This is a genomic window from Nonomuraea sp. NPDC049309, assembly GCF_043196965.1.
Taxonomy (GTDB): Bacteria; Actinomycetota; Actinomycetes; order Streptosporangiales; family Streptosporangiaceae; genus Nonomuraea; species Nonomuraea fastidiosa.
The window spans coordinates 65304-90610 of the sequence record NZ_JBICSH010000006.1 but is presented as its reverse complement, the minus strand read 5'-3'; the positions used below and the strand labels follow the sequence as shown (position 1 = coordinate 90610).

Sequence of the window (25307 nt, the reverse complement as noted above, 5' to 3'; positions counted from 1 at the left end):
CAGGCCACGGCTTGAGGAACGGCCGAGGTGATGCGGCGGGCGCGTTCGATCAGGGGGACGGTCGTTCTCGCACCGGACGGCCCGATCGTTCCGAAGACTGAGCGCGCGCTCTTCCCGAGAGCTGAGGGTACGGTCGTTCCGGGATCTGGAGGCACGTTCTTCCCGCGAGCTGAGGACTCGATCGGCCCGGGATCTGAGAGCCCGGCCGTATCGAAAGCCGAGCGCACCGCGCTCACGAAAGCCGAGGACTCCGACGGTCCGAAATCCGAGCACACAGTGTCACCCAGAGCTGAGAGACCGGCCGTTCCCAAGTCTGAGGGCCCGGCCGTATCGAAAGCCGAGCACACCGCGCTCACGAAAGCCGAGGACTCCGACGGTCCGAAATCCGAGCACACAGTGTCACCGAGAGCTGAGGGGTCGGTCGTTCCGAGGTCTGAGGGCGCGGTTGGTCGCGTGTCCAAGGACTCGGCAGTGCCGAAGGCTGAGGGCATGGTCGTTCCGGTGCCTGTGGACACATCTGTTTCGCGGTCCGATGGGACGGTCGCGTTGGTGGCGGGAACGGGTGCGGGCGCGAGCGGGTGCGGGGTGCTGGAGCCGCTGAAAGGCTTGGTGGGGTGGGCCATGGTTTGAGGGTGGCGGAAGGTGGCCGGTTGCGGAGGGGCCGAGTGCGGTTCTGTGGATGAGGTGGCCTGTCCACAGGGCCGCTGTGCGGGCCTTCCCCCGTCAGAGACTCGGTTCCCTTCCGTCGGCCACCTCGGTCCTTCCGTCGGCTTCGTCAGCCAGTCCGTCGGCTTCGTCAGCCGGCGCGGTGCCTCTCCGATGACTGATTCGACCCCTTCCGACGGCCGGCTGGCCCCCCTTCCGCCGATGGCTCGGCGTCCTCCCTTCGGCCCGGCTCGATCCCTTTGGTCGGGCCGGGCCGGTTCCTTAGTCTCGGCTCGCCCCTCGGCCCGGCCCCGGGTCGCTCGGTTCACCTTTCGGCTCCGTCCGAGCCCTCTCGGCTCGCCCCTCGGCCCGATCCGGGCCGCTCGGTTCACCTTTCGGCTCCGTCCGAGTCGCTCATGAGGCCGGTCAGCGGGGCTGCTGAGCGTCAGGGGTGGAGAGTGAGGCCTTTGAGGGACTTGTCCACCGGGGTCTTGGGGCCGTAGACGGAGACGCCGACCAGGTTGAGGTCTTCGGCCGAGTACGCCCGTACGGCGGCACGATTGTCCTCGTCGTTGCCCGTCTTGAACATCTCCTCGGTGTAGACCGCCACGCGCAGGTCCCGCGCCTTCGCCTTCTCCCGGACTTTGCGCAGCTCGTCGAGGTCCGCCTGGTAGATGACCACGGGCTGGCGGAACATCGGCAGGTACGGGTTCCCCGACCCGTCCTCGTAGTCGTCGCCGATCACCTCGGGCGCCCCACCGGCGATGGCGCTGGCGAGGAAGGCGGTGACGTTCAGGCGCTGCCAGGCGGCGAGGTCGGAGCGGACGACGATGCCGATTTTGGTGTCGAAACGCATGTTCGGCAGCATTCCGGGGGTGGGTGGCCTCCGTATAGAACGCTCGTGCGCCCGACTCGGCGTCGCCCCGGCGCCGCTCACCGGCCGCCTCTCCCCCGCCCCGAGACCCGGCCGCCAAAGAGCCGGTCCCCGAAGGCCCGGCCCTCAAAGGCCCGGCCCTCAAAGACCCGGCCTTCGAAGACTCGGGCGTGCCCTACGCGGCCAGGATCGGCTGCCAGTTCGGGACCTCGTGGTAGCGGCGCAGCTCGGCCAGCCCCGCCACGATCCCGCCCCACGCCGCGTACGGCGGCCGGGACTCGTCGAACCCGCTCTGCACCAGCGTCAGCCGCGTCTTGCCGCCGGACCCCTCCAGCTCCCAGGTGCCGATGCCGTTCTCGCCCCAGCCGATGGAGAGCTTGCGGGCGGGCTCCAGCTCCAGGATCTTGGCGGGGTCGGGGTCGTTGTCGAAGCCGCCCATGGCGAAGCGCCCGCCGACGTACGGCTCGATCTCGATGGGGTAGCCGAACCACTTGGTGACCGCCTCCGACGACGTCAGCGACTCGAAGATCCGCTCGGGCGAGGCCGCGATCTCGACGCTGGTGCGCAGCTCGGCCGAGGTGAAGTCGGTCTTCTCGGTGAGCGGGCGGCCTTCGAGGTACTCGGCGAGGTTGGCGAGCACCAGGCACCAGTACGTCTGGAGCACGCCCCTGATGCTCTTGCCGGTGATGACGTCCTGGAAGTCGAAGTGGGTCTGCGACAGCGTCACCACGGTGTGGTCGCCGTCGGCCTCCCAGGTCAGTTCGCTGGTGGTCTCCTCGCCGTCGAGCAGCCAGGCGAAGCGCAGCGTGCGCTCGCCGGCGTGGAGCAGCCGCTGGTGCGGCGCGTCGCCCTCGGGCGTCGTGCGCCCCCAGAACGCGAAACGTCCCGCCTCGAGGTCGGCGTCCACGTGCTCGGCGAGCCAGACGCGCAGCGCGGCGGGGTCGGTGAGCGCGCGGCGCACCTGGTCGGCGGTGGCGGGGATGCGGGCGCGGAGGATCATCGGCTCAGTCATCGTCTGCCTCTCCTTCTGGCTGGGGTACGGCGTGGGGGTAGCAGGCGACCGCCAGCTTGAAGGCGTCGCCCTCGCTGCCGCCGTAGCGGGTGAAAAGGTCTTGCAGCGTGGTCTGAAGCTCGTTCAGGAACTCCTGCCGCCGCTCCGGGAGCACGCGGATCTCGCCGGACAGGCCGATCGACGGGAGCTCGGGGGCGCTGCGGTCGAGCGCCGCGATGTCCGCCTGCACCTGCTCCATGAGGTCGAGCAGGTAGCCGAGGCTCAGCTCGTCGCGGGCCTTGCGCAGCCCGATGCGGCCGACGAGGCGCGGCGACAGCCAGTACGACCGCGCGCCCGCCTGGTAGATGCCCTCGTGGACGCCGCGCACCTTGCGCTCGGCCACCTGGTCCACCAGCCCCGCCTCGACCAGCCGTTTGACGTGGTAGTAGACCCGCTGCGGCGTCTGGCCGAGCGCCTCGGCGACCTCTGAGCAGGTGCGGGGCTCGGCAAGCTGCCGCAGCACCTCCACGCGCTGCGGCTTGAGCAGGGCTTCGGCCTGCTCGATCTCTTCCAGGTACAGGACGTCTCTCATTGCAAAAAACATGCTTTACATAAAAATCCTCTTTGTCAATAGCATGGGGAGGGTGACGCACGACTGGTCCCGCTACTGGAGGTCGCCCGACCGGCCCCTGGAGGCCATGCACGCCCACTTCGAGCGGCACGTCTACCACCGGCACAGCCACGAGACGTACTCGTTCGGGGTCACCGAGCACGGCGCGCAGTCGTTCACGTGCCGGGGCGCGGCGCACACGAGCGCGGCCGGCATGGTCATGGCGTTCAACCCCGAGGATCCGCACGACGGGCACGCGGCCAACGCGCTCGGGTTCACGTACCGGATGGTGCACATCGGCCCCGAGCTGGTGGCCGACGCGCTGGAGGATGCGACGGGACGCCGTACGGGCCTGCCGCTCTTCCCCACCCCCGTGGTGGACGATCCGGCGCTCGCGGGCGCGCTGCGCGCCCTGCATGCCGCGCTCCTCGACGAGACCGGCCGCGCGACCGCGCTGCGCCGTGACGAGTTGCTCGCCGCCACGGTCGCGCAGATCGTACGGCGTGCCGCCGCCTCCCCCGCCACGGCCGCCCGCGTGTGCCACCCCGCGGTGGCCGCCCGCGCCAGGAGCGTCCTGCACGACCGCCTGACCGACGACCTCACCATCGACGACCTCGCCAGGGCGGCGGGGGCCAGCCGGTACGCGGTGTATCGCGCCTTCCACGACGCCTACGGCCTCGCCCCCAGCGACTACCAGCGCCAGCTCCGGCTCAGGAGGGCCCGCGACCTGATCGCGTCCGGCACGCCGATCGCGCAGGCGGCCGCACTTGCGGGCTTCGCCGACCAGAGCCACCTGACCCGGTGGTTCACCCGCTGCTTCGGCCTGACGCCGGGGGCCTACCGCGCCGCCATCACCACCGGCCGCTGAGCGCCCTCCGGACACCCCGGTCGCGGCCGGGCGTGCCGCCTCGCGTCTCCCGGCCGAAGGCGGTGCCAGGGCGCGGGTGCCGCCTCGCGCCTCCTGACCGAAGGCGACGCCAGGAGACACGGCGAACGCCGGAGTACGTCACCGGAAAGGAACCCGGAGGTGCCGGGAAAGCGCCGAGAAGGAGGCGGGCGGCGCAGGAAGGGGGCCGGCGAGCGGCGGGGAGCCGCCGGGAGACCTCAGGGTCAGGGCCAGGAGCCGTCGTCGTGGGGGTCGCCGCCGTCCCTGAGCAGCCGCAGATCGGACTCCACCATCATCGCCACCAGCTCGTCGAACGACACCTTGGGCTCCCAGCCGAGCTGTGCCCGCGCCTTCTTGGGGTCGGCGCACAGCAGGTCGACCTCGGCGGGCCTGTGCAGGGTCTGGTCGGTGACGACGTACCGCTCCCAGTCGAGCCCCGCGGCGCTGAAGGCGGTCTCGACGAGCTCGCGCACCGACTTCATGGTCCCGGTGCCGATGACGTAGTCCTCGGGGTGATCGGCCTGCAGCATCAGGTGCATGGCCTTGACGTAGTCGCCGGCGAAGCCCCAGTCGCGCCGCGCCTCCAGGTTGCCGAGCCGCAGCTCGCTGGCCAGCCCGAGCTTGATCCTGGCGACGCCGAGCGAGACCTTCCTGGTGACGAACTCGGCGCCGCGGCGCGGCGACTCGTGGTTGAACAGGATGCCGGAGACGGCGAACATCCCGTAGGACTCGCGGTAATTCTGGGTGAGGAAGTGGCCGTACGCCTTGGCCACGCCGTACGGGGAGCGCGGGTGGAAGGCGGTGCGCTCGTTCTGCGGGGTCTCGCTGACCTGCCCGAACATCTCGGAGGACGAAGCCTGATAAAAGCGGATCTGTCCGCCGGAGGCCGAGCCGCCCCGCGACACCCCCGAGCAGACCCGGATGGCCTCCAGCATGCGCAGCACGCCCATCCCGGTCACCTCGGCGGTGAGCTCCGCCTGCTCCCACGACATCGGCACGAACGAGATCGCGCCCAGGTTGTAGACCTCATCGGGCTGAACGCGTTCCACGGCCGAGATCAGCGACCCCTGGTCGAGCAGGTCGCCCCGCACGACCTGGACGTCGGAGAGCAGCTTGCGCATCCGCGACACGCGCGGGTTCGCCTGGCCGCGGGCCAGACCCCAGACCTCGTACCCCTGCTCCAGGAGGTGCTCCGCCAGGTAGGAACCATCCTGGCCGGTGATTCCGGTGATCAGAGCGCGCCTGGCCAAGGGGTCCTCCCACGATCGCCTGCCCCATCCTTCAGGGACGGAATGTACCGCCAAGCACCCCTATGAGGCACTACGTCGTCTAGAACACGTTCCACCGAACCACGCTCGGTCACGAAGATGTCGCAGTTCGCACGCCCTGTGACAGTGTTTGTGAACAATTCCAGCCGACCTACCGAATGGTAGCCTTTTCGGACTAAGGTCATCTTTCACGGTACACGCCCGATCCTGGGCCCTACCGGCGGAGAAAGGGGTGTCCGTGCGGGAGCCAAAGCTGCGGATCGCGCTTCTGTCCTACCGCAGCAAGCCCACCTGTGGTGGTCAGGGTGTCTACCTCCGTCATCTCAGCAGGGAACTCGTCGCGCTCGGGCATCACGTCGAGGTCTTCTCCGGCCAGCCGTACCCCGAGCTGGACGAGGGCGTCATCCTCCAGAAGGTGCCGAGCCTCGACCTCTACCGCGACGAGGACCCGTTCCGCACTCCCAAACTGCACGAGTACCGCGACTGGATCGACTGGCTGGAAGTCGGCACGATGTGGACGGCCGGCTTCCCGGAGCCGCTGACGTTCACCCTGCGGGCCTACCGCGAGCTGAAGAAACGCGTCGGCGACTTCGACGTCGTCCAGGACAACCAGACCCTCGGTTACGGCCTGCTCGGCATCAAGCGGCTGTTCCCCGTGGTCGGGACCATCCACCATCCGATCAGCGTGGACCGCCGCATCGAGCTGGAGGCCGCCGAGGGCGCCAAGAGACTGAGCCTGCGCCGCTGGTACGGCTTCGTGAAGATGCAGGCCCGCGTCGCCCCCAGGCTCAGCCCCATCCTCACGGTCAGCGAGTCGTCGCTGGCCGACATCCACCGGGACTTCAACGTCCCCCAGGCCAACATGCGGCTGATCCCGCTCGGCGTGGACACCCGCTACTTCCACCCCCGCCCGGAAAAGCCGCGGCGCAAGGGCTCGATCGTGGCGGTGGCCAGCGCGGACTCGCCCATGAAGGGCGTGGCCACGCTGCTGCGCGCGGTGGCGAAGCTGGCCACGGAACGCGACGTGCACCTCACCGTCGTCAGCAAGCCCACCCCCGGCGGCCCGACCGAGCAGCTGGTGCAGGAGCTGTCGCTGCACGACAGGGTGCGCTTCGTGCACGGCATCTCCGACGACGAGCTCGGCGAGCTGATCGCCACGTCGGAGATCTCCGTCGTGCCCTCCCTGTACGAGGGCTTCTCCCTGCCGGCCGTCGAGCACATGGCCTGCGGCACGCCGCTGGTCGCCAGCCGTACGGGCGCGCTGCCCGAGGTGGTCGGCGACGCGGCCGTGCAGGTGCGGCCGGGCGACGCCGAGGAGCTGGCCGCGGTGCTGCGCCGCCTGCACGACTCGCCCGAGGAGCGCGAACGCGTGGGCAAGGCGGGCTACGACCGTGTCATGGAGCGCTACACCTGGCACGTCGTGGCCAAGCGGACCGTCGAGGCGTATCACGAGGCCATCGAGAACCACAAGAGGAGAGGCAAGTAGTGCTGACCGTGGACTTCGCCCGCCTTCCCGTGGGCCCCGGCGTGCGCGTGCTCGACCTGGGCTGCGGCGGTGGCAGGCACGCGTTCGAGGCGCTGCGCAGGGGCGCCGACGTGACGGCGTTCGACATGGACCAGTCGGAGCTGGACGGCGTCGCGGCCATGTTCACGGCCATGGACAAGGCGGGCGAGGTGCCGGAGGGCGCCACCGGGGAGATCGTCCAGGGCACGGCGCTGGACATGCCGTTCGAGGACGGCAGCTTCGACCGGGTGATCGCGGCCGAGGTGCTGGAGCACATCCCCGACGACATGACGGCCATGCGCGAGATCTTCCGCGTGCTGCGCTCCGGCGGCACGGCGGCGGTGACGGTGCCGAGCTTCCTGCCCGAGCGGATCTGCTGGGCGCTGAGCGAGGCGTACCACACCGCGCCGGGCGGCCACGTGCGCATCTACACGCTGGCGGAGCTGTCGGCGAAGCTGAAGTCCGTCGGGTTCGAGATCGGGCCGCACCACTACGCGCACGGCCTGCACTCGCCGTACTGGTGGATCAAGTGCGCGGTCGGCGTGAACAACGACGACCACCCGCTCGCCAAGGCCTACCACCAGCTCCTGGTGTGGGACATCATGAAGCGCCCGGCCGCGACCAGGATCGCCGAGAGCCTGCTCAACCCGATCATCGGCAAGAGCGTGGTCCTCTACATCAGGAAGCCATGATCTCCCGCCCGGAGGTCGTGCGGACGGCCGAGAGCATCGCCGCGATCCAGCAGGAGGACGGCGGCGTTCCGTGGCCCGAGGGTCACGTCGACGCGTGGAACCACGTCGAGTGCCTGATGGCCATGTCCGTGGCGGGGCTGCGCGAGCCGGTACGCCGCGGCTACGCCTGGCTGGCCCGCCACCAGCGCTCCGACGGCTCCTGGCCGATGAAGCTGGTGAACGGCGAGCCCGTCGAGCGGGGCGGCGAGAGCAACCACGCCGCCTACGTCGCGGTCGGCCTGTGGCACCACCACCTCGTCACCGGCGACCGGGACTTCACCGAGGAGCACTGGCCGATGGTCAAGGCCGCGCTCGACTACGTGGCGGGGCTGCAGACCGAGCGAGGCGAGATCGTCTGGGAGCGCGACGCGCAGGGCAGGGCGGCCTCGTACGCGCTGCTGACCGGCTGCTCATCCATCCACCAGGCGCTGCGCTGCGGCGTGCTGCTCGCCGAGGAGCTGGACGACCCGCAGCCGCACTGGGAGCTGGCGGCCGGGCGGCTGGCCCACGTGGTGGCGGCGCATCCGGAGGCGTTCGCCGACAAGAGCCGGTTCTCGATGGACTGGTACTACCCGGTGCTGGGCGGCGCCGTACGCGGGCGGCAGGCCTTCGAGCTGCTGGAACGCGAGTGGGAGACGTTCGTGGTGCCGGGGCTCGGCATCCGGTGCGTCTCCGACCAGCCGTGGGTCACCGGGGCCGAGACGTGCGAACTGGTGCTGGCGCTGGACGCGCTGGGCGACGCCGAGCGGGCGAAGACGCTCTTCACCGACGTGCAGCACCTGCGGCACGAGGACGGCTCGTACTGGACGGGCTGGCAGTTCGCCAACCGCAGGCACTTTCCGCACGAGCGCTCCGGCTACACCGCCGCGGCGGCGGTGCTCGCGGCCGACGCGCTGCTCGGGCTGTCGGGTGGGTCGGGGATCTTCCGCGACGTGGACGGGACCGCCGTGTCCGAGCCCGACGTGTGCGGATGCGCGGCCGTACGCGGGGCCGAGGACGGCCGCTGACCGCCGCCTGAGCCGCACCTCCACGAGGGACTCTCCGGCCGCCGCACAAGCGCTTTTGCCGGTTCTTTGCCCGGGAAATCCGGTGCGCCGCCGCCGAAGGCCGTAATGCGGTTACTAGCTTCGTGTCTGGCCGTACGAGGCGTCTTCGGGGGAAGCGTGGGCGACACGGGCACAACTTCGTTCTTGGACCAGGTCAGGACCGAGCCGACAACCCTGCCGGCACTGTCGCGCCCGAAAGGGCTGCTGAGGCTGCTGGCGAAGGACCCGCTGGAATCCGATCTGAGCCGGCGCAGGTTCCGGCTCAGGGGCGGCGCCGCCCGTACCGTCTTCGGCAAGGCCGAGCAGTCGTACGTCTTCGGCTACAACGCGGCGATCTCCCGTGAGATCGAGAAGGTCGAGGAGATCCCGCGGGAGCAGCGGCCCTTCGGCTACGAGGGCGCCGCCGCGGCGTGCACCGTGCTCGACCTGCTCACGTTGACCCGGGGCCGGCGCCTTCACGAGCTACTGGCCGGCCCCGCCCAACATCACCGCCATGCCGCCTACCTCGGCGCCGGGCGCGGCTACGCGCTGCTGCGGCTGCGCCCGTTCTGGGGCGCGCGGCGGGCGCATCCGCTGCTGCGCTGGCTGGCCGTGGACGGCTTCGGCTTCCAGTGGGGGCTGTCCCGGACCGACCGCATGGTGGGCGAGCGGATCATGCCCGACCTGCTGACCAGGGCGCACTGCGCGGTGTTCGACCAGGGCCTGGGGCGGCTGCTGTGGTACCACGACTGCGCCTCGCCCGACGACGTGGCGGCGCGGATCGCGAGCTACCCGCCATCGCGCCGGGCCGACCTGTGGAGCGGAGTCGGGTTCGCGGCGACCTACACCGGCGGCGCCGAGGCCGACGAGCTGTGGTGGCTGACCGAGCACGCGTCGGCCGACGGGTTCCGCGCCTACCTGGCCCAGGGCTGCGCGTTCGCGGTGAGCGCGCGGCTGCGCTCGGGACTGCTGCCCGACCATCTGGCGCAGGCCGTGCCGATCCTGGCGGGCGCCGAGCCCGACGAGGCCGCCTCCTGGACGGACGAGGCGCTCATCGCGCTCGGGCACGAGGCGCACACGCATGAGGACTTCCAGCGCTGGCAGTCGCGGATCCGCCAGGCGTGGACCCGCAGGCACCGCTACTGACGTTCCGGGGGTGCCAGATGCCGATCACATGCGTGCGGATCAGATGCCGGGTGCGACACGTTCCAGGACGCGCAGCGACCCCGTCACGGCCACCTCGGCGAACGCGCCGGAGGCCAGTGCCCGCAGATAGACCCGGTAAGGGGCCTGCCCGCCGTCGGCCGGGTCGGGGTAGATGTCGTGGAAGACGAGCGCGCCTCCGGTCATGACGTGGGGCGCCCAGCCCTCGTAGTCGCGGGTGACCGGCTCGTCGGAGTGACCGCCGTCGATGAACAGCATGCCGAGCGGGGTGTTCCACAACGCGGCCACCTGCTCGGAGCGCCCGACGATGGCGATCACCTCGTCCTCCAGGCCGGCGGCGGCGATCGTCTCGCGGAAGAACGGCAACGAGTCCATCTTCCCGAACCGGGGGTCGATGAGGCTGGGGTCGTGGTGCTCCCAGCCGGGCTGGATCTCCTCCGAGCCCCGGTGGTGATCGACGGTGACGACCACGGAGCCGATCTGGCGGGCCGCCGCGCCGAGGTAGACGGCCGACTTGCCGCAGTAGGTGCCGATCTCGCCGATGGGCCCGAGGTTGCCGTAGCGGCAGGCCGTCTCGTAGAGCGCCAGGCCCTCGTCGTCCGGCATGAAACCCTTGGCCTGCTGGGCCGCGCGCAGCAGCTCTGGCGGCATCCTCGGCGGCATCGTCATAGCCCTGCACCCTAGCCGAACCGAATAACATTCCGCCGGGCTCTTGCCGGGCCGTTCTGCAACCTGTTCTACTTGGCACGTGAATCAGCGCGCTCGCATCGCGATGCCGGAGGACGAGATCGCCGCGTTCCTCGAAAGCTCCGGCAAGCTGCAGCTGGCCACCATCAACCCCGACGGGACGCCGCACCTCGTCACCATGTTCTACGGCCTCGACGAGGGCCGGATCGCGTTCTGGACCTACCGCAAATCCCAGAAGGCGCGCAACATCGCCCGCGACCCCCGCGTGAGCTGCCTGATCGAGGCCGGGGAGAGCTACGACGAGCTGCGCGGCGTACTCGTCTACGGCACCGCCACGCTCGTGGAGGACCGCGACCGCGTCATGGCCATCGGCCTCGAGGTCGCCCGCCGCACCACCCCGGGAGTGGCCGACGAGCTGCTGCTCCCCTACGTCGAGAAAACCGGGCTCAAGCGGGTCGCGTACGTCGTCGAGCGCACCAAGGTGGTCTCATGGGATCACAGGAGGCTCAGATGAAGGTGAAGGTCGACGAGCTGGTCTGCGAGGCCAACGCCGTCTGCATGGGGCTCGCGCCCGAGGTGTTCGAGGTGGACGACGACGACCAGCTGCACATCCTGCTCCCCGAACCACCCCCCGAGCTGCAGGACCGCGTCCGCCACGCGGTCAGGTCCTGCCCGAAAGCCGCCCTGTCCATCGAGGAATAGTCCACCGATCGGTCCATCGAGGAACAGCCGTACACGGCGGACCACCCCCCAGGCACGAGGAGGAACATCCATGCGCGCCGCAGTCCTGCACGCCGTAGGCACCGACAGCAAGCTCGACCTCCGCGACGACGTCACGCTCGCCCCCGTCGGGCCGGCCGACGTCCGCATCCGCATCCGGGCCACCGGCGTCTGCCACTCGGACCTGTCGGCCATGTCCGGCGTGCTGCCGCAGCCGGTGCCGCTCATCCCCGGCCACGAGGGCGCGGGCGAGGTGGTCGAGGTGGGTGAGCACGTCACCTCGGTCAAGCCGGGCGACCACGTGGTCATCAGCTGGCGCCCCGCGTGCGGGGAGTGCGACCTGTGCGTGGGCGGGCAGCCGTTCCTGTGCATGAAGTATCTGGTCGAGTCCTTCAGCAAGGGCAACTTCCGCTTCGGCGGCGACAACGCGACGGCGTTCGGCATGGCCGGATGCGGCACCTGGGCGGAGGAGGTGATCGTGCCCTGGCAGGGCGCGATCAAGATCGACGACGACGTGCCGTGGGAGGTGGCGGCGCTGATCGGCTGCGGCATCACGACCGGCGTCGGCGCGGCCATCAACACCGCGAAGGTGCGGCCCGGCTCCACGGTCGTGGTGATCGGCTGCGGCGGCGTCGGCCTGTCGGTCATCCAGGGCGCGCGGGTCAGCGGTGCGCGAACGATCCTCGCCGTGGACCCGCTGGTGTCCAAGCACGAGCTGGCCAGGAAGGTCGGCGCCACCCACACCGTTACGCCCGAGCAGGCGGCCGAGGCGGTCAAGGACCTCACCGGCGGCGCGGGCTTCGACTACGCCTTCGAGGTGGTCGGCAAGTCCGCGACCATCCAGAGCGCCTGGCAGCTCGCCCGCGCGGGCGGCGACGTCATCGTGGTGGGGGCGGGCGCGCTGGACGACATGGTCTCGATCTCGGCGTTCAACCTGCTCTTCGACGGCAAGAACCTGCTGTCCAGCCTGTACGGCGAGGCCGACGTGCGGCACGACTTCCCGTACTTCGCCAAGCTCTACAAGGCCGGGCTGCTCGACCTCGAATCGCTGATCAGCGCCAGGATCCGGCTCGGGGACCTCAACGACGCCGTCGAGGCGCTGCGCGCGGGCGAGGTGCTGCGGCAGATCGTGGTGATGGACTGACAACCGGACGCGCCGCACAGAGACACCGGCGTGTTCGGGGCTTCCCTTTTCACGAGAAAAGGAAATGCGCCGCAAGGAGACGCGGGGCGCGGTCAGCGACGGGTGTCCCGGCCGGTGGACGTGTCCCCGCCGGTGGACGTGTCCCCGCCGGTGGACGTGGGCCCGCCGGTGGACGTGGGCCGGCCGGCGCCCCCGCAGGGGCGCCGGCCGGGTCGGTCCCCCGCCGCTCAGGTGGTCGAGAAGGCGGCGTCGAAGGCCTGGCTCGGCGGCGTGATGGCGTTGAGCCTGCGGATGTAGGCCAGCGCCTCCTTGGCCCCGTCGAGCCGGTCCATGCCCGCGTCCTCCCACTCGATCGAGATCGGCCCGTCGTAGCCGATCGAATTGAGGGCGCGGAAGCAGTCCTCCCACGGCACGTCGCCGCGGCCGGTCGAGACGAAGTCCCAGCCCCTGCGCATGTCGGCCCACGGCAGGTGCGAGGACAGGCGGCCCTTGCGGCCGTCGCCGACGCGGACCCGGGTGTCCTTGCAGTCGACGTGGTAGATGCGGTCCTTGAAGTCGAGGATGAACCCGACCGGGTCGATGTCCTGCCACACCATGTGGGACGGGTCCCAGTTGAGGCCGAACGCCGGCCGGTGGCCGATGGCCTCGAGGGTGCGCACGGTGGTGTGATAGTCGTAGGCGATCTCGCTCGGGTGCACCTCGTGGGCGAAGCGCACGCCGACCTCGTCGAAGACGTCGAGGATCGGGTTCCAGCGGTCGGCGAAGTCCTGGTAGCCGGCGTCCACCATGGAGGCGGGCACGGGCGGGAACATCGCGACCGTGTGCCAGATCGACGAACCGGTGAAGCCCACCACGGTCTTCACGCCGAGCGCCGCCGCGGCGCGGGCGGTGTTCTTCATCTCCTCGGCCGCGGCCTGCCGCACCGACTCGGGGTCGCCGTTGCCCCAGATGCGGGCCGGCAGGATCGCCTTGTGCCGCTCGTCGATGGGGTGGTCGCAGACGGCCTGGCCGACCAGGTGGTTGGAGATCGTCCACACCTTCAGGCCGTGCTTTTCGAGCTGGGCGCGCTTCTGCTCCACGTAGGAGGGGTCGGACACCGCCTGCTCGACGTCGAAGTGGTCACCCGAGCAGGCGATCTCCAGGCCGTCGTAGCCCCACTCGGCGGCGAGCCTGCACACCTCCTCGAACGGCAGGTCGGCCCACTGCCCGGTGTACAGCGTGATCGGTCTCATCAGTCCTCCACCTCCGTGTAGCGGCTGTTGTCTGCCGCGCTGCGCTCGACCGCCTCCAGCACCCGCTGCACCCGCAGGCCGTCGGCGAACGACGGCGACGGGTCGGTCCCGTTGGCGATCGCTTCCAAGAAGTCCTTGACCTCGTGAGTGAACGTGTGCTCATAGCCGAGGCCGTGGCCCGGCGGCCACCAGGCGCCGACGTACGGGTGGTCGGGCTCGGTGACGAGGATCCGCTCGAACCCGCCGCCGCCCTCGCTGTACCACAGCTCGTTCATCGACTCGAAGTCGAACGCGAGGCTGCCGCGCGAGCCGTTGATCTCGATGCGCATCGCGTTCTTGCGCCCGGTGGCGAAGCGGGTGGCCTCGAAGGAGGCCAGCGCGCCGCCGGACATCCTGCCGATGAACAGCGCGGCGTCGTCGACCGTGACCTGGCCGCGCTCGGTCGAGCCGGTGGCGCCCAGCCCCGCCGACTCGGTGGCCAGCGGCCGCTCCTTGATGAACGTCTCCGTCAGCGCGGAGACGCCCAGCAGGTTCTGGCCGGTGATGAACTGGGCGGCGTCCACGATGTGCGCGCCGATGTCGCCCAGCGCACCCGAGCCCGCCTTGTCCTTCTGCAGCCGCCACACCAGCGGGAACTCCGGATCGACGATCCAGTCCTGCAGGTAGACGGCGCGGACGTGGCGGATCTCGCCGACGCGGCCCTCCTCGACGTACCGGCGGGCGAGCGCGACCGCGGGCACCCGCCGGTAGTTGAAGGCCACCATGCTCTTGCCCGGCGCCTTGGCCGCCGCCTGCGTCATGGCCTCGGCCTCCGCGACGGTGTTGGCCAGCGGCTTTTCGCAGATGACGTGCTTGCCGGCCTCGAGCGCGGCGATGGCGATCTCGGCGTGCGAGTCGCCGGGCGTGCAGATGTCCACGATCTGCACGTCGTCGCGCCTGACCAGCTCTCTCCAGTCGGTCTCGACGTCGGCCCAGCCGAGCTGTGCCGCGGCCGCCTCGGTGCGTTCTTTCGACCGGCCCGCGAGCACCGCCATGCGCGGTGCGAGCGGCAGGTCGAAGAACGCTCCGACGCTGCGCCACGCCTGGGAGTGGACGCGGCCCATGAAGGCGTAGCCGACCATGCCCACGCCGATGGTTGTCTTGTCTGACATGCAACCCCCGATCAGGTTCAGGATTCGAAGCCGAGTGCCAGGTAGTTTTCGACGTTGTCCTTGGTGATGGTCTCGGACGCGAGCGTGATGGACTGGGGCACCTGGTTTTCCACCAGATCACTCATGCCCTTCCCCTGTGCTATCAGACGCGCCAGTTTGATCGCCGAGGAGGCCATGGTCGGGCTGTAGGTGACCGTCGCCTTGAGCACGGACGTGCCCGACTGGATCTCGCGCATCGCGTTCAGCGAGCCGGCGCCGCCGACCATGATGAACTCGTCGCGGCCCGCCTCCTTGATCGCGGCCAGCACGCCGACGCCCTGGTCGTCGTCGTGGTTCCACATCGCGTCGATCTTCTTGTGCGCCTGCAGCAGGGAGGTGGCGACCTCGTTGCCGGTCTCCACGGTGAACTGCGCGTCCTGCTTGGCGGTGACGCTGAAGCCGTACGTCTTCAGCGCGTCCTCGAAACCCTTGCTGCGCTCCTGGGTCAGTGGGAGGGTGGCGATGCCCTGGATCTCCACGATCACCGGGTTCGACACGCCCTTGTCCTTGAGCTGCTTGCCGATGAAGTGGCCGGCGGCCACGCCCATGCCGTAGTTGTCGCCGCCGATCCACGTCCGGTAGGCCAGCTTGTCGGGGAAGATGCGGTCGAGGTTGACGACCGGGATGCCCGCCTCGGTGGCCTGCAGCGCCACCTGGTTGAGCTGCTGACCGTCGTTGGGCAGGATCACCAGCGCGTCCACCTTGGCCGCGATCAGCGACTCCACGGCGGAGATCTGCTGGTTGATGTCGTTGGTGGGCTCGACGGGCTTGAAGTCGATGTCGGAGTACTGCTTCGCGGTCGCCTCGGCGTTCTTGGCGATGGCGGCGATCCAGCCGTGGTCGGCGGCGGGGGCGGAGAAGCCGATCGTCACCTTCTCGCCCGGCTGGTCGTTGCCGCCGGTGGCCGCGGCGGACGGCGCGGGCGCCGCGCTGCTCGGCGCCGCCGCCGGTTCGTTGCTGGTGCAGCCCGCCGCCAACAGCACGGCTCCGCCGACGAGGAATCCCCTGCGCGCGACGTTGTCACTCATGGTGCTCTCTCCTTCAGGTTCCGCCGCTGGAGAAGGACGGCGACGACGATGATCAGGCCCTTGGCGATCAACTGGTCGCTGGTGTTGAGCCCGTTGAGAATGAAGAGGTTCGTGATCAGGGTGAAGATCAGCAGGCCCAGGATCGAGCCGATGATCGTCCCCCTGCCCCCCGTGAGCAGCGTGCCGCCGATGATGACGGCCGCGATGGCGTCCAGCTCGTACAGGTCGCCGTGGGTGGACGAGCCCGTCGTCGTGCGCGCCATGATGAGGATCGCGGCGATGCCGCAGCACAGCCCTGACAGGGCGTACAGCAGCATCGTGTGCCGGCGTACGTCGATGCCGGCCAGGCGGGCGGCCTCAGGGTTGCCGCCCACCGCGTACGTGCGCCGCCCGAAGGTCGTGCGGTTGAGCACGATCCAGCCCAGGGCGACGACCAGGGCGAAGATGTAGACCATCAGCGGGATGCCGAGCAGGCGGGTGGTCGACAGCTCCACGATGGCGGTGTTCTCGGGCTGGATGAGCTGCGTCTTGCGGTCGGACATGCGCTGGGCCAGGCCGCGGGCGGCGACCAGCATGGCCAGCGTGGCGATGAACGGCACCAGCCGCCCGTAGGCGATGAGGATGCCGTTGACCAGCCCCGCTCCGGTGCCGACGAGGATGGCGCACATGGCCATCACCGCGGGCCCGTACGACTGCGTGGCGAGCGTCGTCGCCCAGACGCTGGCCAGCGCCATGACCGCGCCCACCGACAGGTCGATGCCGCCGCCGATGATGACGAACGTCGCCCCCACGGTGATGACACCGATCGTGGCGGCCAGCGACAGGATGCTGACCAGGTTGGAGGCGGTCCAGAAGTTGTCGAACCGGGTGACCATGCCGACGATCACCAGCAGCGCCAGCGCGCCGATCAGGCCGAGGTGGCGCATCTCGGTCACTCCGCGTATCGACGGCCGCACCGGCAGCACCGCCTTCGCGGCGGGCTGGTCTGTTGCGGGCTCGCTCATCACGCCGCCCTCCCATTCATGATCATGTCGAGTACGCGATGCTCGTCCAGCTCGGCCGCCTCGCCCTCGTGGATGACCCGGCCCTCGCGCAGAACCAGCACCCGGTCGGCGAGGCCCAGCACCTCGGGCACCTCGCTGGAGACCAGCAGCACGCCGATGCCCTGCTCGGCCAGGTCGCGGATGACCGCGTACAGCTCGGCCCGCGCGCCCACGTCCACGCCCCTGGTCGGCTCGTCGAGCAGGAGCAGCTTGCGCCCGCCGAGCAGCCAGCGGGCCAGCACGGCCTTCTGCTGGTTGCCGCCCGACAGGGTCCTGATCGGGCGTTCCGGGTCGGGTGGGCGGATGTCGAGCATCTCCGCCAGGCGGCGGGCCTCGGCGCGCTCCCGCTTGCGGTCGAGCCAGCCGAACCTGGCGAAGCCCGGCAGCGTGCCCAGCGTGATGTTCGCGGTGACGCTCTGGTCGAGCAGCAGCGCCTGGGCCTTGCGCTCCTCTGGCGCAAGGCCCATGCCGCCGCGTACGGTGCCGACGACGCTGCGCCGCATCGGGCGGCCGTCGAGCAGGACGCGGCCGGTGGCGGGGCGGGCGCCGTACACGGCTTCGAGGATCTCCGAACGGCCGGAGCCGACGAGCCCGGCCAGCCCCACGATCTCGCCCGCCCGCACCGAGAACGACACCCCGGAGAAGACGCCGGGCGAGCTCAGGTCCTCCACCCGCAGCACCTCCTCGCCCGGCGCGCGCCCGGCCCTGGGCGGGAAGACGTACTCGACGTTGCGGCCGGTCATGAGCGAGACGATCTCGGAGGTCGGCGTGTCGCGGGCGGGCAGGCCGACCGCGACCGTGCGGCCGTCCTTGAGCACGGTCACCCGGTCGCCGATCTCGCGGATCTCCTCAAGGCGGTGGGAGATGTAGACCACGGAGACGCCCTGGGCGGTCAGCTCGCGGATGATGCGGAAGAGGTTCTCCACCTCGTCGTGGGCGAGCGCGGCCGACGGCTCGTCCATGATGATGAGGCGGGCGTCGTGGGAGAGCGCGCGGGCCATGGAGACCACCTGTTTGGCGGCCGGCGACAGCCGTCCGACCTCCGCCGACGGGCGGATCTCCGGGTGGCCGAGGCGGGCCAGCACGGCGGCGGCCGCGCGGCGACCGGCCGCCCGGTTGACGAAACCGAAGCGGGCGTGCTCGTGGCCGAGGAAGATGTTCTCCGCCACGGTGAGCCCGTCGACCAGGTCGAGCTCCTGGTAGATGGTGGCGATGCCGAGCCTGATGGCGTCGATGGGGCTGCTCGGCCGGGCCTCGGTCCCGTTGAAGGTGATCGTGCCCTCGTCCGGCTGGTGCACCCCTGCCAGCACCTTGATCAGGGTGGATTTGCCGGCGCCGTTCTGGCCGAGCAGGCAGTGCACCTCGCCCGCCCGCACGTCCAGGTCGACGCCGTCCAGCGCGCGCACGCCGGGGAACTGCTTGACGATGCCCTTCATGACCAGCATCGGGAGTCCCTTTCAGGCGTTGACGATGCGGTTGATGTTTTCCGGTGACAGGTAGTGCTCGATCGCGAGGATCCCGGCGCCCAGCGCGGCGGCGTTGATCCCCGTACGGCTCGGCGTGATGGACAGGTGATGGGTGGCCAGGGGCAGCGACCTGCGGTAGACGGTCTCCCTGATGCCGGCGACGAGGTGCTCGTGCACCCGCGACAGCGCGCCGCCGATGACGATGACCTCGGGGTTGAAGAAGTTGACCAGGCTGGCCAGCACCTCGCCGATGAGCCGGCCCGCCTCTCTGACCAGGCGCAGCGCCTGGGTGTTGCCCGACTGCACGAGCGCCACGACGTCGGCGCCCGACTCGGCGGGCAGGCCGAGCTCGCTCAGCCGGCGGGCGATGGCGGCGCCGCCGGCCACGGCTTCCAGGCAGGCGCTGTTGCCGCACCGGCAGCCGGCCTCGTCGTGGCCGCTGACCCGGATGTGGCCGATGTCGCCCGCCGAGCCCTGGGCGCCGCGGTGCAGCTTGCCGTCGGCCATGATGCCGCAGCCGATGCCGGTGCCGACCTTGACGAACAGCAGGTGCTTGATGTCGGTGAAGGCGTTGCGGTGCTCGCCCAGCGCCATCACGTTGACGTCGTTGTCCACCAGGACGTCGACGCCTTCGAAGTACTCGGGGATGGGGTAGTCGTTCCAGCCCGGCATGATCGGCGGGTTGTTGGGCCGTCCGGTGGCGAACTCGACCGGTCCCGGCACCCCGATCCCGATCGTGCGCAGCGCGCTGCGCGGCCGGCCCGCCTGGCCGAGCAGGTGGTCGATGCGCTGGTCCACGTGGGCCAGCACGCTTTCCGGGCCGTCGCTGATGAGCAGGGGGTCCTCGCACTCGGCCAGCACGTTGCCGGAGATGTCCATGAGCGCGATCCGGCAGTGGGTGGCGCCCAGGTCCACGCCCGCGAAGGCGTGGTCCTCGGTGTGCAGGCGGAGCTGGCGCGGCGGCCGGCCGCCGGTGGACTCGCCGCTCTCGGTCTCCTCGATGAGGCCGCGCTCGATGAGGGCGTCCACGCGCTGGGAGATCGTGGATCTGGCCAGGCCGGTGAGCCTCGCCAGGTCGGAACGGGTCGTCGCCGAACCCGCGCTGATCAGCGTCAGCACGTCGCCGGCGGAACCCGGCTGGGGGGTCATGCCGCGACAATAAGATCAGCCATGCGGCAAATCAAGAGGCTGAATCGACCAAACTCGCCTTACTTCCGTCGAAGATCGAACAAAGACCTGTTTGTCTCCAGAAATCCACCGTTCTTACACAAAGGCGAGCGCCCGGAGAGCGGAGGGACGCAAAGGCGAGCGCCCGGAGAGCGGACGGACACAAAGGCCCCGTCGCCGGTGCGCGGCGACGGGGCCCCCGAGGAACGTGCGGCGCTAGAGCATGGCCTTCATGGAGTCGCCCGCGGTCAGCACGTACGGCTGCTCGGCCATCACCGACTCCCAGTTGCTCGCGATCGCCTCGGGCGTGATGTCGTCGGTCTTCCAGCCGGGCCCTTCGGCCACGAACACCCGCGCCACCCGGCCGGCCCCGACGCTGAACACCTCGCCGCTCGCCTCGCACGACTCGTGCACGAGGTAGGCGACCAGCGCGCTGACCCGCTCGGGGGTGAACTTGGCCTCGAACTCGGCCGGCAGCAGCGCCTCGGTCATGCGAGTCCAGGCGATGGGCGCGATGGCGTTGGCCTTGATGCCGTTGCGCGCGCCCTCGATGGCGATCGTCTTGGTCAGGCCGACCAGGCCCATCTTGGCGGTGGAGTAGTTGGCCTGGCCGAAGTTGCCGAACAGGCCCGCCGGGCTCGAGGTGTTGACGACGCGGCCGTAGCCCGCGGCCTTCATCAGCGGGTACGCGGCCTGGCTGACCAGGAACGACCCACGGACGTGGACGGCGAGCACCGCGTCGAAGTCGTCGACCGTCATCTTGCCGAACGACTTGTCGCGCAGGATGCCCGCGTTGTTGACGACGATGTCCACCTTGCCGAAGGCGTCGACGGCGGTCTGCACGATGGCCCGCGCACCCTCGGGGGTGGCGACGTTGTCGGTGCTGGCGACGGCCTGGCCGCCGTTCTTGGTGATGAGATCGACGACCTCGGCGGCCGGCCCCTCGGAGGCGCCGGTGCCGTCGAGCGCGCCGCCGAGGTCGTTGACCACGACCTTGGCCCCGCGCTCTGCCAGCAGCAGCGCGTGTGACCTGCCGAGGCCGTGCCCGGCCCCCGTGATGATCGCGACCCTGTCGTCGAACCGAAGCATCGAACCTCCCAGGCAGGAGAACATCGTTCTAGTACGCCTACGATAGCCGCCCTGGGGCGCGCACCACAGATCCGGCTCGCCCCGGTCGCAACCGCCTCAGGGCGCGCGCCACAGGTCCGGCTCGCCCGGCTCGCGCACCACCCTGCCCTTGGCCTCCAGCCAGACCAGGTGGGCCAGCGTCTCGTTGTTGGCCGAGCGTCGCATGAACGGCGGGATCGTCTCCCACGGCCGCGACCAGGTGAGCCTGGTGGCGACGTCCCAGCAGGCCGCCGCTCCGCCCTCGGCGAGCACCCGTTCGATCTCGGCCAGCCGCTCGTCGTGGTGCGCCATCACGGTGTCCACCCGCTCGGCCAGCTCAAGGAAGCGGTACTCGTGGGCGGGCAGCACCTCGTCGACCTCCAGCTTGCGGACGGCGGCCAGCGCGTCCAGGTAGTCGGCGAGCGGGTTCGGCCCGGACTGCGGGTGCACGGCCACGATCGGCGTGATCTTCGCGAGCACGTGGTCGCCGGAGAAGAGCACCCGCCGCTCGGGCGAGACGAAGCACAGGTGGCCGGGCGAGTGCCCCGGGGTCCAGACGGCGCGCAGGTCCCAGCCGGGCAGCCCCAGGTCGTCGCCGTCCTCGACCAGGCGGTCCGGCTTGGCCATGGCGACCACGCGCCTGATCATCATGGACGCGCCGGCCAGCTCGTCCAGCGTCAGCTCGGGCACGCCGCAGCGGCGCAGCAGCGCGCGCTCCCGCTCCACCAGGGTGTCGATCGCCTCGTCGTCGTAGCGCTCGCGGATCAGGCGGGCGTCGGCGGGGTGCAGCGCGATCCAGGCGCCCGACACCTCGCGGACCCGCCCGGCCAGGCCGTAGTGGTCGGGGTGGATGTGGGTGACGAGCACCCCCTTGACGTCGGTGATCGCGTACCCGGCCGTCCCCAGGCCGGCCACGAGCGCGTCGTACGCCTCGTCGGTGTTCCATCCGGCGTCGATGATCGCGACGCCGTCGGGGAGTTCGAGCGCGTAGACCAGCACGTATCTGAGGGGGTTGATGGGGATCGGCACCGGGATGGACCACAGGCCGGGGCGTACGCGCTCGACGCCGGGAACGCCCCCACCGGCCCATGCCTCCCGCTGCGCCGCGTTCGCGGGTGTCACCACAAATTTCGCCACACGCCCGAATATAGTTCTGTCACAGAATCGTGTTCTACTAGGGGTCATGAAGCCGAGCCGCGAGATCTCCGATGATGGCCGCTTCGTCCGCCAGCCGAACCGTTTCACGGAACGGCTCGGCCCGCCCGAGCCCGGCCGCTACCGCCTCTACGCCTCCTACGCCTGCCCGTGGGCCCAGCGCGTACTGATCGTCCGCAAGCTCCTCGGCCTGGAGGAGCTGCTGGAGGTCGCCATCACCGACCCCATCCGCGACGAGAAGGGCTGGCGCATCCCCGGCGGCGACCCCGAATACCTGTCGGAGCTCTACCACGCCACCGACCCCGGCTACACGGGCCGCTACACCGTCCCCTGCATCTGGGACATCAAGGAAAAGCGCATCGTCACCAACGACTTCCCTCAGATCACCCTCGATCTGGAGATGTTCTGGGGCACCGCGCCCAACCTCTACCCGGAGCGCCTGCGCCCCGACATCGACATCATGAACGACCGCCTCTACCACGGGCTCAACAACGCGGTCTACGAGGCGGGCTTCTCACGCAGCCAGCAGGCGTACGAGGAGGCGGTGGCCCGCGTCTTCACCACCCTCGACCTCCTCGAGGTGCGCCTGGCGGAGTCGGAGTTCCTCTTCGACACGCTCACCGACAGCGACATCCGCCTCTACACCACGCTGGCCCGCTTCGACACCGTCTACTACTCGCACTTCAAGTGCTCGGTCCGGCGGCTGGTGGACTATCCGGCGCTGTGGGCGTACGCGCGCCGCCTCTACGCCATCCCGGCCTTCCGCGAGACCACCGACTTCGACCAGATCAAGCGCCACTACTACATGACGCAGACCACCATCAACCCGAGCCGGATCGTGCCCGTGGGCCCCGAGCTGGACTGGAGCCTCTAGCCCGGGTCACCGCGGCGCCGCGATGCCGCACGCCCGGAAGAGGCGGCCGCCCCTGACGCCGTGCTCTCCGCCAGAGGAGCGGGTGGCAAGGCCGCTCCCTCTGGCGTGCGCCGCCGGCACGCCGGGGCCTGCCTGCTCATGCGGTCAGAAGCGTGTCGCCGCCCTCCTCGTCCAGAACCTCGGCGGGCGTGGGGGCCTCCGGGTCCAGATCGATCAGCCACTCCATGTAGAGCGACAACGAGATCCCGCGCCGCTTGGCGGCCAGGTCGAATCGCTTCTTGAGCACTTCAGGCACACGGGTCTGCAGGGGCACATTGCCCCCACCCGTCCCCTTGGGGCGCTGCACTCTCCCTGGTATTCCTGGCATGCCGAGGATCATCGCGCATCGACCAGGACCGATGCATTCACGTGATCGGCGTGTCGCAAGAAAGGCGCAAGAAATCTTTCCCGATCCGTGGCCCAACCTGGAGACACAAAGCGGCGAACCCGGGGCGATCGCCACCATTCGGGCCACCATGCGGACAGGGCGGGGCCGCTTGGCCGGAGGTGGGGACGTCCACTCGATGTCGATCCGCCGTCCGTCCGTCGCCGTCCGGGCGGGCGGCGCCCATCATGCGGCGCAGCACCGGCGCTCCCGCCGCCAGCCGGACGCCGCCCGCGACCGTGGCGGGCACCTCCCGCAGCACGCCGCCGAGCGATCCGCGCGGGCCGGCCGGCTCGGGCAGCGCGAACAGCGCCACGACGAACAGCGCCCCCGCGGCCACCGCTCCCGCGAGCGGCGGCGCGGCCAGCGGGAACATCAGCGACGGCGGCACCAGCAGCGGCAGGCAGCCGCCGCCCAACACGCCGGCGCACAGGGCCGCGGACTCCATCATCGCGCCCTTGGCCAGGCCGGGCTTGATGTCGGCCTCGCGGCCCTCGACGGCGTGCAGCGTGTCGACGTACCAGGAGGTGGCGGGGCCGCTCGACAGCGCCCGCGCCACGCCCTTCAGCACGCCGCTCGCCAGGAACATCCAGAACGTCGTGGACACGCTCATCAGCACGAGCGCCACCACGGTGAACGCCGCCGACACCGCCAGCACCACACGCCGCCCCACGACGTCGGACAGCCCGCCGGTGGGCAGCTCCAGGCTCACGGTGACGACCGAGAACACCATGGTGACCAACCCGATCTCCGCCAGGCCGAGCCCGCGCTCGCTCATCAGCAGCACCATGACGGTCATCTGGAGCCCGGGAGGCAGCCAGGTCAGGAAGCCGACGAGCATGTAACGCCGCAGGGCGGAGCGCGCGGTCACGTCCGCCCCCGCCCTGTCCGCGGGACGTCCCCCCGCTTCTGCGGGACGTCCTCCCGTCCCTGTGAGACGTCCTCCGGTTTCCGCGGGAAGCCGCCCACGAAGAGGTGGACGGGGCGGCTGTCCGGCGCGCCCTCGTACCGGGCGGCGAGCTCGCCGAGCAGCTCCTCGGCCCGCCTCATGAACTCGGCGAGCGCCTGCGGCGGCAGCTCGGCGAAGTGGTCGTCCACGCCCGCCGCCTCGACCCACTCCGGCGGCCAGTCGTCCTCGCGGAACCCCAGGATCCGCTCCGCCAGCACCTCGGCCTGCCGGGTCCTGATGACCTCGACCGCCTCGCGCCCGCCCGGCACGCCGAGCATCTCGCGGGTGTTCCACGAGGTGTAGCGGTGGCGGGCCCGCCAGCGGCGCTCGCGGCCGTCGCGGCCGCCCGGGTCCTCCTCGATGAAGCCGTACTTGAACAGCTCGCGCAGGTGATAGCTGGTCGAGCCCGAGCTCTCCCCCGTCTTACGGCCGAGTTCGCTGGCCGTGGCGGGTCCTTCGGTGCGCAGCAGGCCGAGCAGCCGGCCGCGCAGCGGGTGCGCGACCACCTTGAGCGCCTGCGGATCGCTGATCTTGTACCGGTCCTCCATGCCACCGACGATAAACCGCAAAAGTGATTTTGCAAAGGTACTTTTGCGATTTTGCGCACTCCTAGACTGTGGGAATGCTCGACGACATCTGGGTTGACGACTCCGTCTTCGCACTTCGCCCCGACTTCGCGGTGCTCGCCATGACCGCCCACGGCCTGCGCAACGGGCCCACGGACGACAGGTCGCGCGGCTGGCTGAAAGAGGCGGCCGAGGTGGAGGTCCAGACGGCCAAGATCGACGCTTGGAAGGACGCCTACCGCGCGTTCGGCGCCAAGCCGTCGCGCACCAGGCCCTCGGTCGACGCGCTCACCCGGCGCATGCCGCTGCCGGAGATCAACCAGGCGGTCGACGCGTACAACTCGGTGAGCGTCAAGCACGCGCTGCCCATCGGCGGCGAGGACCTCGACCGCTACTCCGGCCCCGCCCGGCTGGTGCGCGCCACCGGCGACGAGCCGTCGGAGGAGGCGCTCGGGCAGCCCGAGCCCGGCGAGGTCATCTGGCGCGACGACATCGGCGTCACCTGCCGCCGCTGGAACTGGCGTCAGGTCGTGCGCACCCGGCTCACCGAGGAGACCACCAACGCGATCTTCCTGCTCGAACGCCTCGAGCCCATGACGCTGGACGAGCTGGAGCAGGCCGGCGATGAGCTGGCCGCTCTCCTCAGGGAGCTGTCGCCGGACGTCCGCATCGCGCGCAGAGTGTTGACATCCAGGAAATAAACCTCTGCCGCCGATGTTGATATCAAAGAGTAATAAAGGCTGCACCACCCAGATCGACGAGGGGGGCGTGACGTCCGTGGGCGGTCCTGAGACGATCGTTCGAGGCGGCACGCCCTCCTGGGCGCGCGCTACCGGTCTGGGCGAGTAGCCTTGGAC

General features: G+C 70.3%; 27 protein-coding genes. 11 read left to right on the top strand and 16 right to left on the bottom strand.

Annotated features, from left to right (window positions below):
• The first annotated feature begins 30 nt into the window (after nucleotides 1–30).
• A complete protein-coding gene (locus ACGFIM_RS32135) occupies nucleotides 31–630 on the top strand; it encodes a hypothetical protein (protein ID WP_393208045.1) in 600 nt (199 codons plus the stop codon).
• A 460-nt stretch (nucleotides 631–1090) separates the two neighbouring features.
• Here ACGFIM_RS32135 and ACGFIM_RS32130 read toward each other — a convergent pair whose 3' ends face one another.
• From ACGFIM_RS32130 to ACGFIM_RS32120, 3 genes are all read right to left on the bottom strand, one after another.
• Nucleotides 1091–1501 (bottom strand): DUF2000 family protein, encoded by a 411-nt coding sequence (locus ACGFIM_RS32130; protein WP_393208042.1) that lies wholly within the window; start codon nucleotides 1499–1501, stop codon nucleotides 1091–1093.
• A 193-nt stretch (nucleotides 1502–1694) separates the two neighbouring features.
• Entirely contained in the window at nucleotides 1695–2531 is an 837-nt protein-coding gene (locus ACGFIM_RS32125; RefSeq protein ID WP_393208039.1) for an SRPBCC domain-containing protein, read from the bottom strand.
• On the bottom strand, nucleotides 2524–3102 hold the full coding sequence (locus ACGFIM_RS32120; RefSeq protein ID WP_393208036.1) for an ArsR/SmtB family transcription factor: 579 nt from the start codon (nucleotides 3100–3102) through the stop codon (nucleotides 2524–2526). Before ACGFIM_RS32120 ends, ACGFIM_RS32125 begins: the two co-directional genes overlap by 8 nt.
• 52 nt (nucleotides 3103–3154) lie before the next feature.
• Between ACGFIM_RS32120 and ACGFIM_RS32115 the strand changes: the two genes are divergently transcribed.
• Entirely contained in the window at nucleotides 3155–3988 is an 834-nt protein-coding gene (locus tag ACGFIM_RS32115) for an AraC family ligand binding domain-containing protein (protein ID WP_393208033.1), read from the top strand.
• A gap of 242 nt (nucleotides 3989–4230) precedes the next feature.
• Here ACGFIM_RS32115 and ACGFIM_RS32110 read toward each other — a convergent pair whose 3' ends face one another.
• Entirely contained in the window at nucleotides 4231–5256 is a 1026-nt protein-coding gene (locus ACGFIM_RS32110; RefSeq protein ID WP_393208031.1) for a GDP-mannose 4,6-dehydratase, read from the bottom strand.
• A gap of 250 nt (nucleotides 5257–5506) precedes the next feature.
• Between ACGFIM_RS32110 and ACGFIM_RS32105 the strand changes: the two genes are divergently transcribed.
• The 4 genes from ACGFIM_RS32105 (at nucleotide 5507) to ACGFIM_RS32090 (ending at nucleotide 9680) form a co-directional block, all read left to right on the top strand.
• The gene (locus tag ACGFIM_RS32105; protein WP_393208028.1) at nucleotides 5507–6760 is read left to right on the top strand and encodes a glycosyltransferase family 4 protein; all 1254 of its coding nucleotides are present in this window, start codon (nucleotides 5507–5509) and stop codon (nucleotides 6758–6760) included.
• Nucleotides 6760–7470 carry a class I SAM-dependent methyltransferase gene (locus ACGFIM_RS32100; RefSeq protein WP_393208025.1) on the top strand — a complete coding sequence of 237 codons (711 nt, stop codon included), beginning with the start codon at nucleotides 6760–6762 and terminating at the stop codon, nucleotides 7468–7470. The genes ACGFIM_RS32105 and ACGFIM_RS32100 overlap by 1 nt, the downstream gene beginning before the upstream one ends.
• Nucleotides 7467–8516: a prenyltransferase gene (locus tag ACGFIM_RS32095; RefSeq protein WP_393208022.1), complete on the top strand. Its 1050-nt coding sequence runs from the start codon at nucleotides 7467–7469 to the stop codon at nucleotides 8514–8516. Before ACGFIM_RS32100 ends, ACGFIM_RS32095 begins: the two co-directional genes overlap by 4 nt.
• Nucleotides 8517–8699: 183 nt before the next feature.
• Nucleotides 8700–9680 carry a DUF1702 family protein gene (locus ACGFIM_RS32090; RefSeq protein ID WP_393208019.1) on the top strand — a complete coding sequence of 327 codons (981 nt, stop codon included), beginning with the start codon at nucleotides 8700–8702 and terminating at the stop codon, nucleotides 9678–9680.
• Between the two features lie 39 nt (nucleotides 9681–9719).
• Here ACGFIM_RS32090 and ACGFIM_RS32085 read toward each other — a convergent pair whose 3' ends face one another.
• Nucleotides 9720–10367: a class I SAM-dependent methyltransferase gene (locus ACGFIM_RS32085; RefSeq protein WP_393208016.1), complete on the bottom strand. Its 648-nt coding sequence runs from the start codon at nucleotides 10365–10367 to the stop codon at nucleotides 9720–9722.
• Nucleotides 10368–10446: 79 nt separating this feature from the next.
• On the opposite strand from ACGFIM_RS32085, the gene ACGFIM_RS32080 reads away from it, so the two are divergent.
• The 3 genes from ACGFIM_RS32080 to ACGFIM_RS32070 all read left to right on the top strand — a co-directional run bounded on the left by ACGFIM_RS32080 (nucleotide 10447) and on the right by ACGFIM_RS32070 (nucleotide 12249).
• Entirely contained in the window at nucleotides 10447–10899 is a 453-nt protein-coding gene (locus ACGFIM_RS32080) for a pyridoxamine 5'-phosphate oxidase family protein (protein ID WP_393208013.1), read from the top strand.
• Complete coding sequence (locus tag ACGFIM_RS32075) at nucleotides 10896–11087, top strand: ferredoxin (RefSeq protein ID WP_138716482.1); 192 nt, start codon at nucleotides 10896–10898, stop codon at nucleotides 11085–11087. The genes ACGFIM_RS32080 and ACGFIM_RS32075 overlap by 4 nt, the downstream gene beginning before the upstream one ends.
• Nucleotides 11088–11157: 70 nt before the next feature.
• A complete protein-coding gene (locus ACGFIM_RS32070) occupies nucleotides 11158–12249 on the top strand; it encodes a Zn-dependent alcohol dehydrogenase (protein WP_393208008.1) in 1092 nt (363 codons plus the stop codon).
• 227 nt (nucleotides 12250–12476) lie between these two features.
• Here ACGFIM_RS32070 and ACGFIM_RS32065 read toward each other — a convergent pair whose 3' ends face one another.
• From ACGFIM_RS32065 to ACGFIM_RS32030, 8 genes are all read right to left on the bottom strand, one after another.
• Complete coding sequence (locus tag ACGFIM_RS32065; RefSeq protein ID WP_393209239.1) at nucleotides 12477–13484, bottom strand: sugar phosphate isomerase/epimerase family protein; 1008 nt, start codon at nucleotides 13482–13484, stop codon at nucleotides 12477–12479.
• Nucleotides 13481–14632: a Gfo/Idh/MocA family protein gene (locus ACGFIM_RS32060; RefSeq protein ID WP_393208005.1), complete on the bottom strand. Its 1152-nt coding sequence runs from the start codon at nucleotides 14630–14632 to the stop codon at nucleotides 13481–13483. The genes ACGFIM_RS32065 and ACGFIM_RS32060 overlap by 4 nt, the downstream gene beginning before the upstream one ends.
• 17 nt (nucleotides 14633–14649) lie before the next feature.
• Nucleotides 14650–15699, bottom strand: coding sequence for an ABC transporter substrate-binding protein (locus tag ACGFIM_RS32055; protein ID WP_393208002.1), 1050 nt, complete (start codon nucleotides 15697–15699; stop codon nucleotides 14650–14652).
• Complete coding sequence (locus tag ACGFIM_RS32050) at nucleotides 15696–16703, bottom strand: ABC transporter permease (protein WP_393207999.1); 1008 nt, start codon at nucleotides 16701–16703, stop codon at nucleotides 15696–15698. Before ACGFIM_RS32050 ends, ACGFIM_RS32055 begins: the two co-directional genes overlap by 4 nt.
• The gene (locus ACGFIM_RS32045; RefSeq protein WP_393207996.1) at nucleotides 16703–18187 is read right to left on the bottom strand and encodes a sugar ABC transporter ATP-binding protein; all 1485 of its coding nucleotides are present in this window, start codon (nucleotides 18185–18187) and stop codon (nucleotides 16703–16705) included. Before ACGFIM_RS32045 ends, ACGFIM_RS32050 begins: the two co-directional genes overlap by 1 nt.
• Before the next feature lie 12 nt (nucleotides 18188–18199).
• A complete protein-coding gene (locus ACGFIM_RS32040; protein ID WP_393207992.1) occupies nucleotides 18200–19357 on the bottom strand; it encodes an ROK family transcriptional regulator in 1158 nt (385 codons plus the stop codon).
• A gap of 234 nt (nucleotides 19358–19591) precedes the next feature.
• Nucleotides 19592–20464, bottom strand: coding sequence for an SDR family oxidoreductase (locus ACGFIM_RS32035; protein WP_393207989.1), 873 nt, complete (start codon nucleotides 20462–20464; stop codon nucleotides 19592–19594).
• 96 nt (nucleotides 20465–20560) lie between these two features.
• Nucleotides 20561–21619 (bottom strand): MBL fold metallo-hydrolase, encoded by a 1059-nt coding sequence (locus ACGFIM_RS32030; RefSeq protein ID WP_393207986.1) that lies wholly within the window; start codon nucleotides 21617–21619, stop codon nucleotides 20561–20563.
• Between the two features lie 46 nt (nucleotides 21620–21665).
• Here ACGFIM_RS32030 and ACGFIM_RS32025 point away from each other — a divergent pair, with 46 nt between their 5' ends.
• Nucleotides 21666–22511 (top strand): glutathione S-transferase family protein, encoded by an 846-nt coding sequence (locus tag ACGFIM_RS32025; protein WP_393207983.1) that lies wholly within the window; start codon nucleotides 21666–21668, stop codon nucleotides 22509–22511.
• Between the two features lie 136 nt (nucleotides 22512–22647).
• Here the strand turns inward: ACGFIM_RS32025 and ACGFIM_RS32020 are convergent, their stop codons facing one another.
• The 3 genes from ACGFIM_RS32020 to ACGFIM_RS32010 form a co-directional block, all read right to left on the bottom strand.
• Complete coding sequence (locus tag ACGFIM_RS32020; protein ID WP_393207980.1) at nucleotides 22648–22806, bottom strand: hypothetical protein; 159 nt, start codon at nucleotides 22804–22806, stop codon at nucleotides 22648–22650.
• A gap of 109 nt (nucleotides 22807–22915) precedes the next feature.
• Complete coding sequence (locus tag ACGFIM_RS32015; protein WP_393207977.1) at nucleotides 22916–23806, bottom strand: MFS transporter; 891 nt, start codon at nucleotides 23804–23806, stop codon at nucleotides 22916–22918.
• The gene (locus ACGFIM_RS32010) at nucleotides 23803–24432 is read right to left on the bottom strand and encodes a winged helix-turn-helix domain-containing protein (RefSeq protein ID WP_393207974.1); all 630 of its coding nucleotides are present in this window, start codon (nucleotides 24430–24432) and stop codon (nucleotides 23803–23805) included. The genes ACGFIM_RS32015 and ACGFIM_RS32010 overlap by 4 nt, the downstream gene beginning before the upstream one ends.
• Nucleotides 24433–24506: 74 nt before the next feature.
• Between ACGFIM_RS32010 and ACGFIM_RS32005 the strand changes: the two genes are divergently transcribed.
• Nucleotides 24507–25151 (top strand): B3/4 domain-containing protein, encoded by a 645-nt coding sequence (locus ACGFIM_RS32005; protein ID WP_393207971.1) that lies wholly within the window; start codon nucleotides 24507–24509, stop codon nucleotides 25149–25151.
• The last annotated feature ends 156 nt before the right edge of the window (nucleotides 25152–25307 follow it).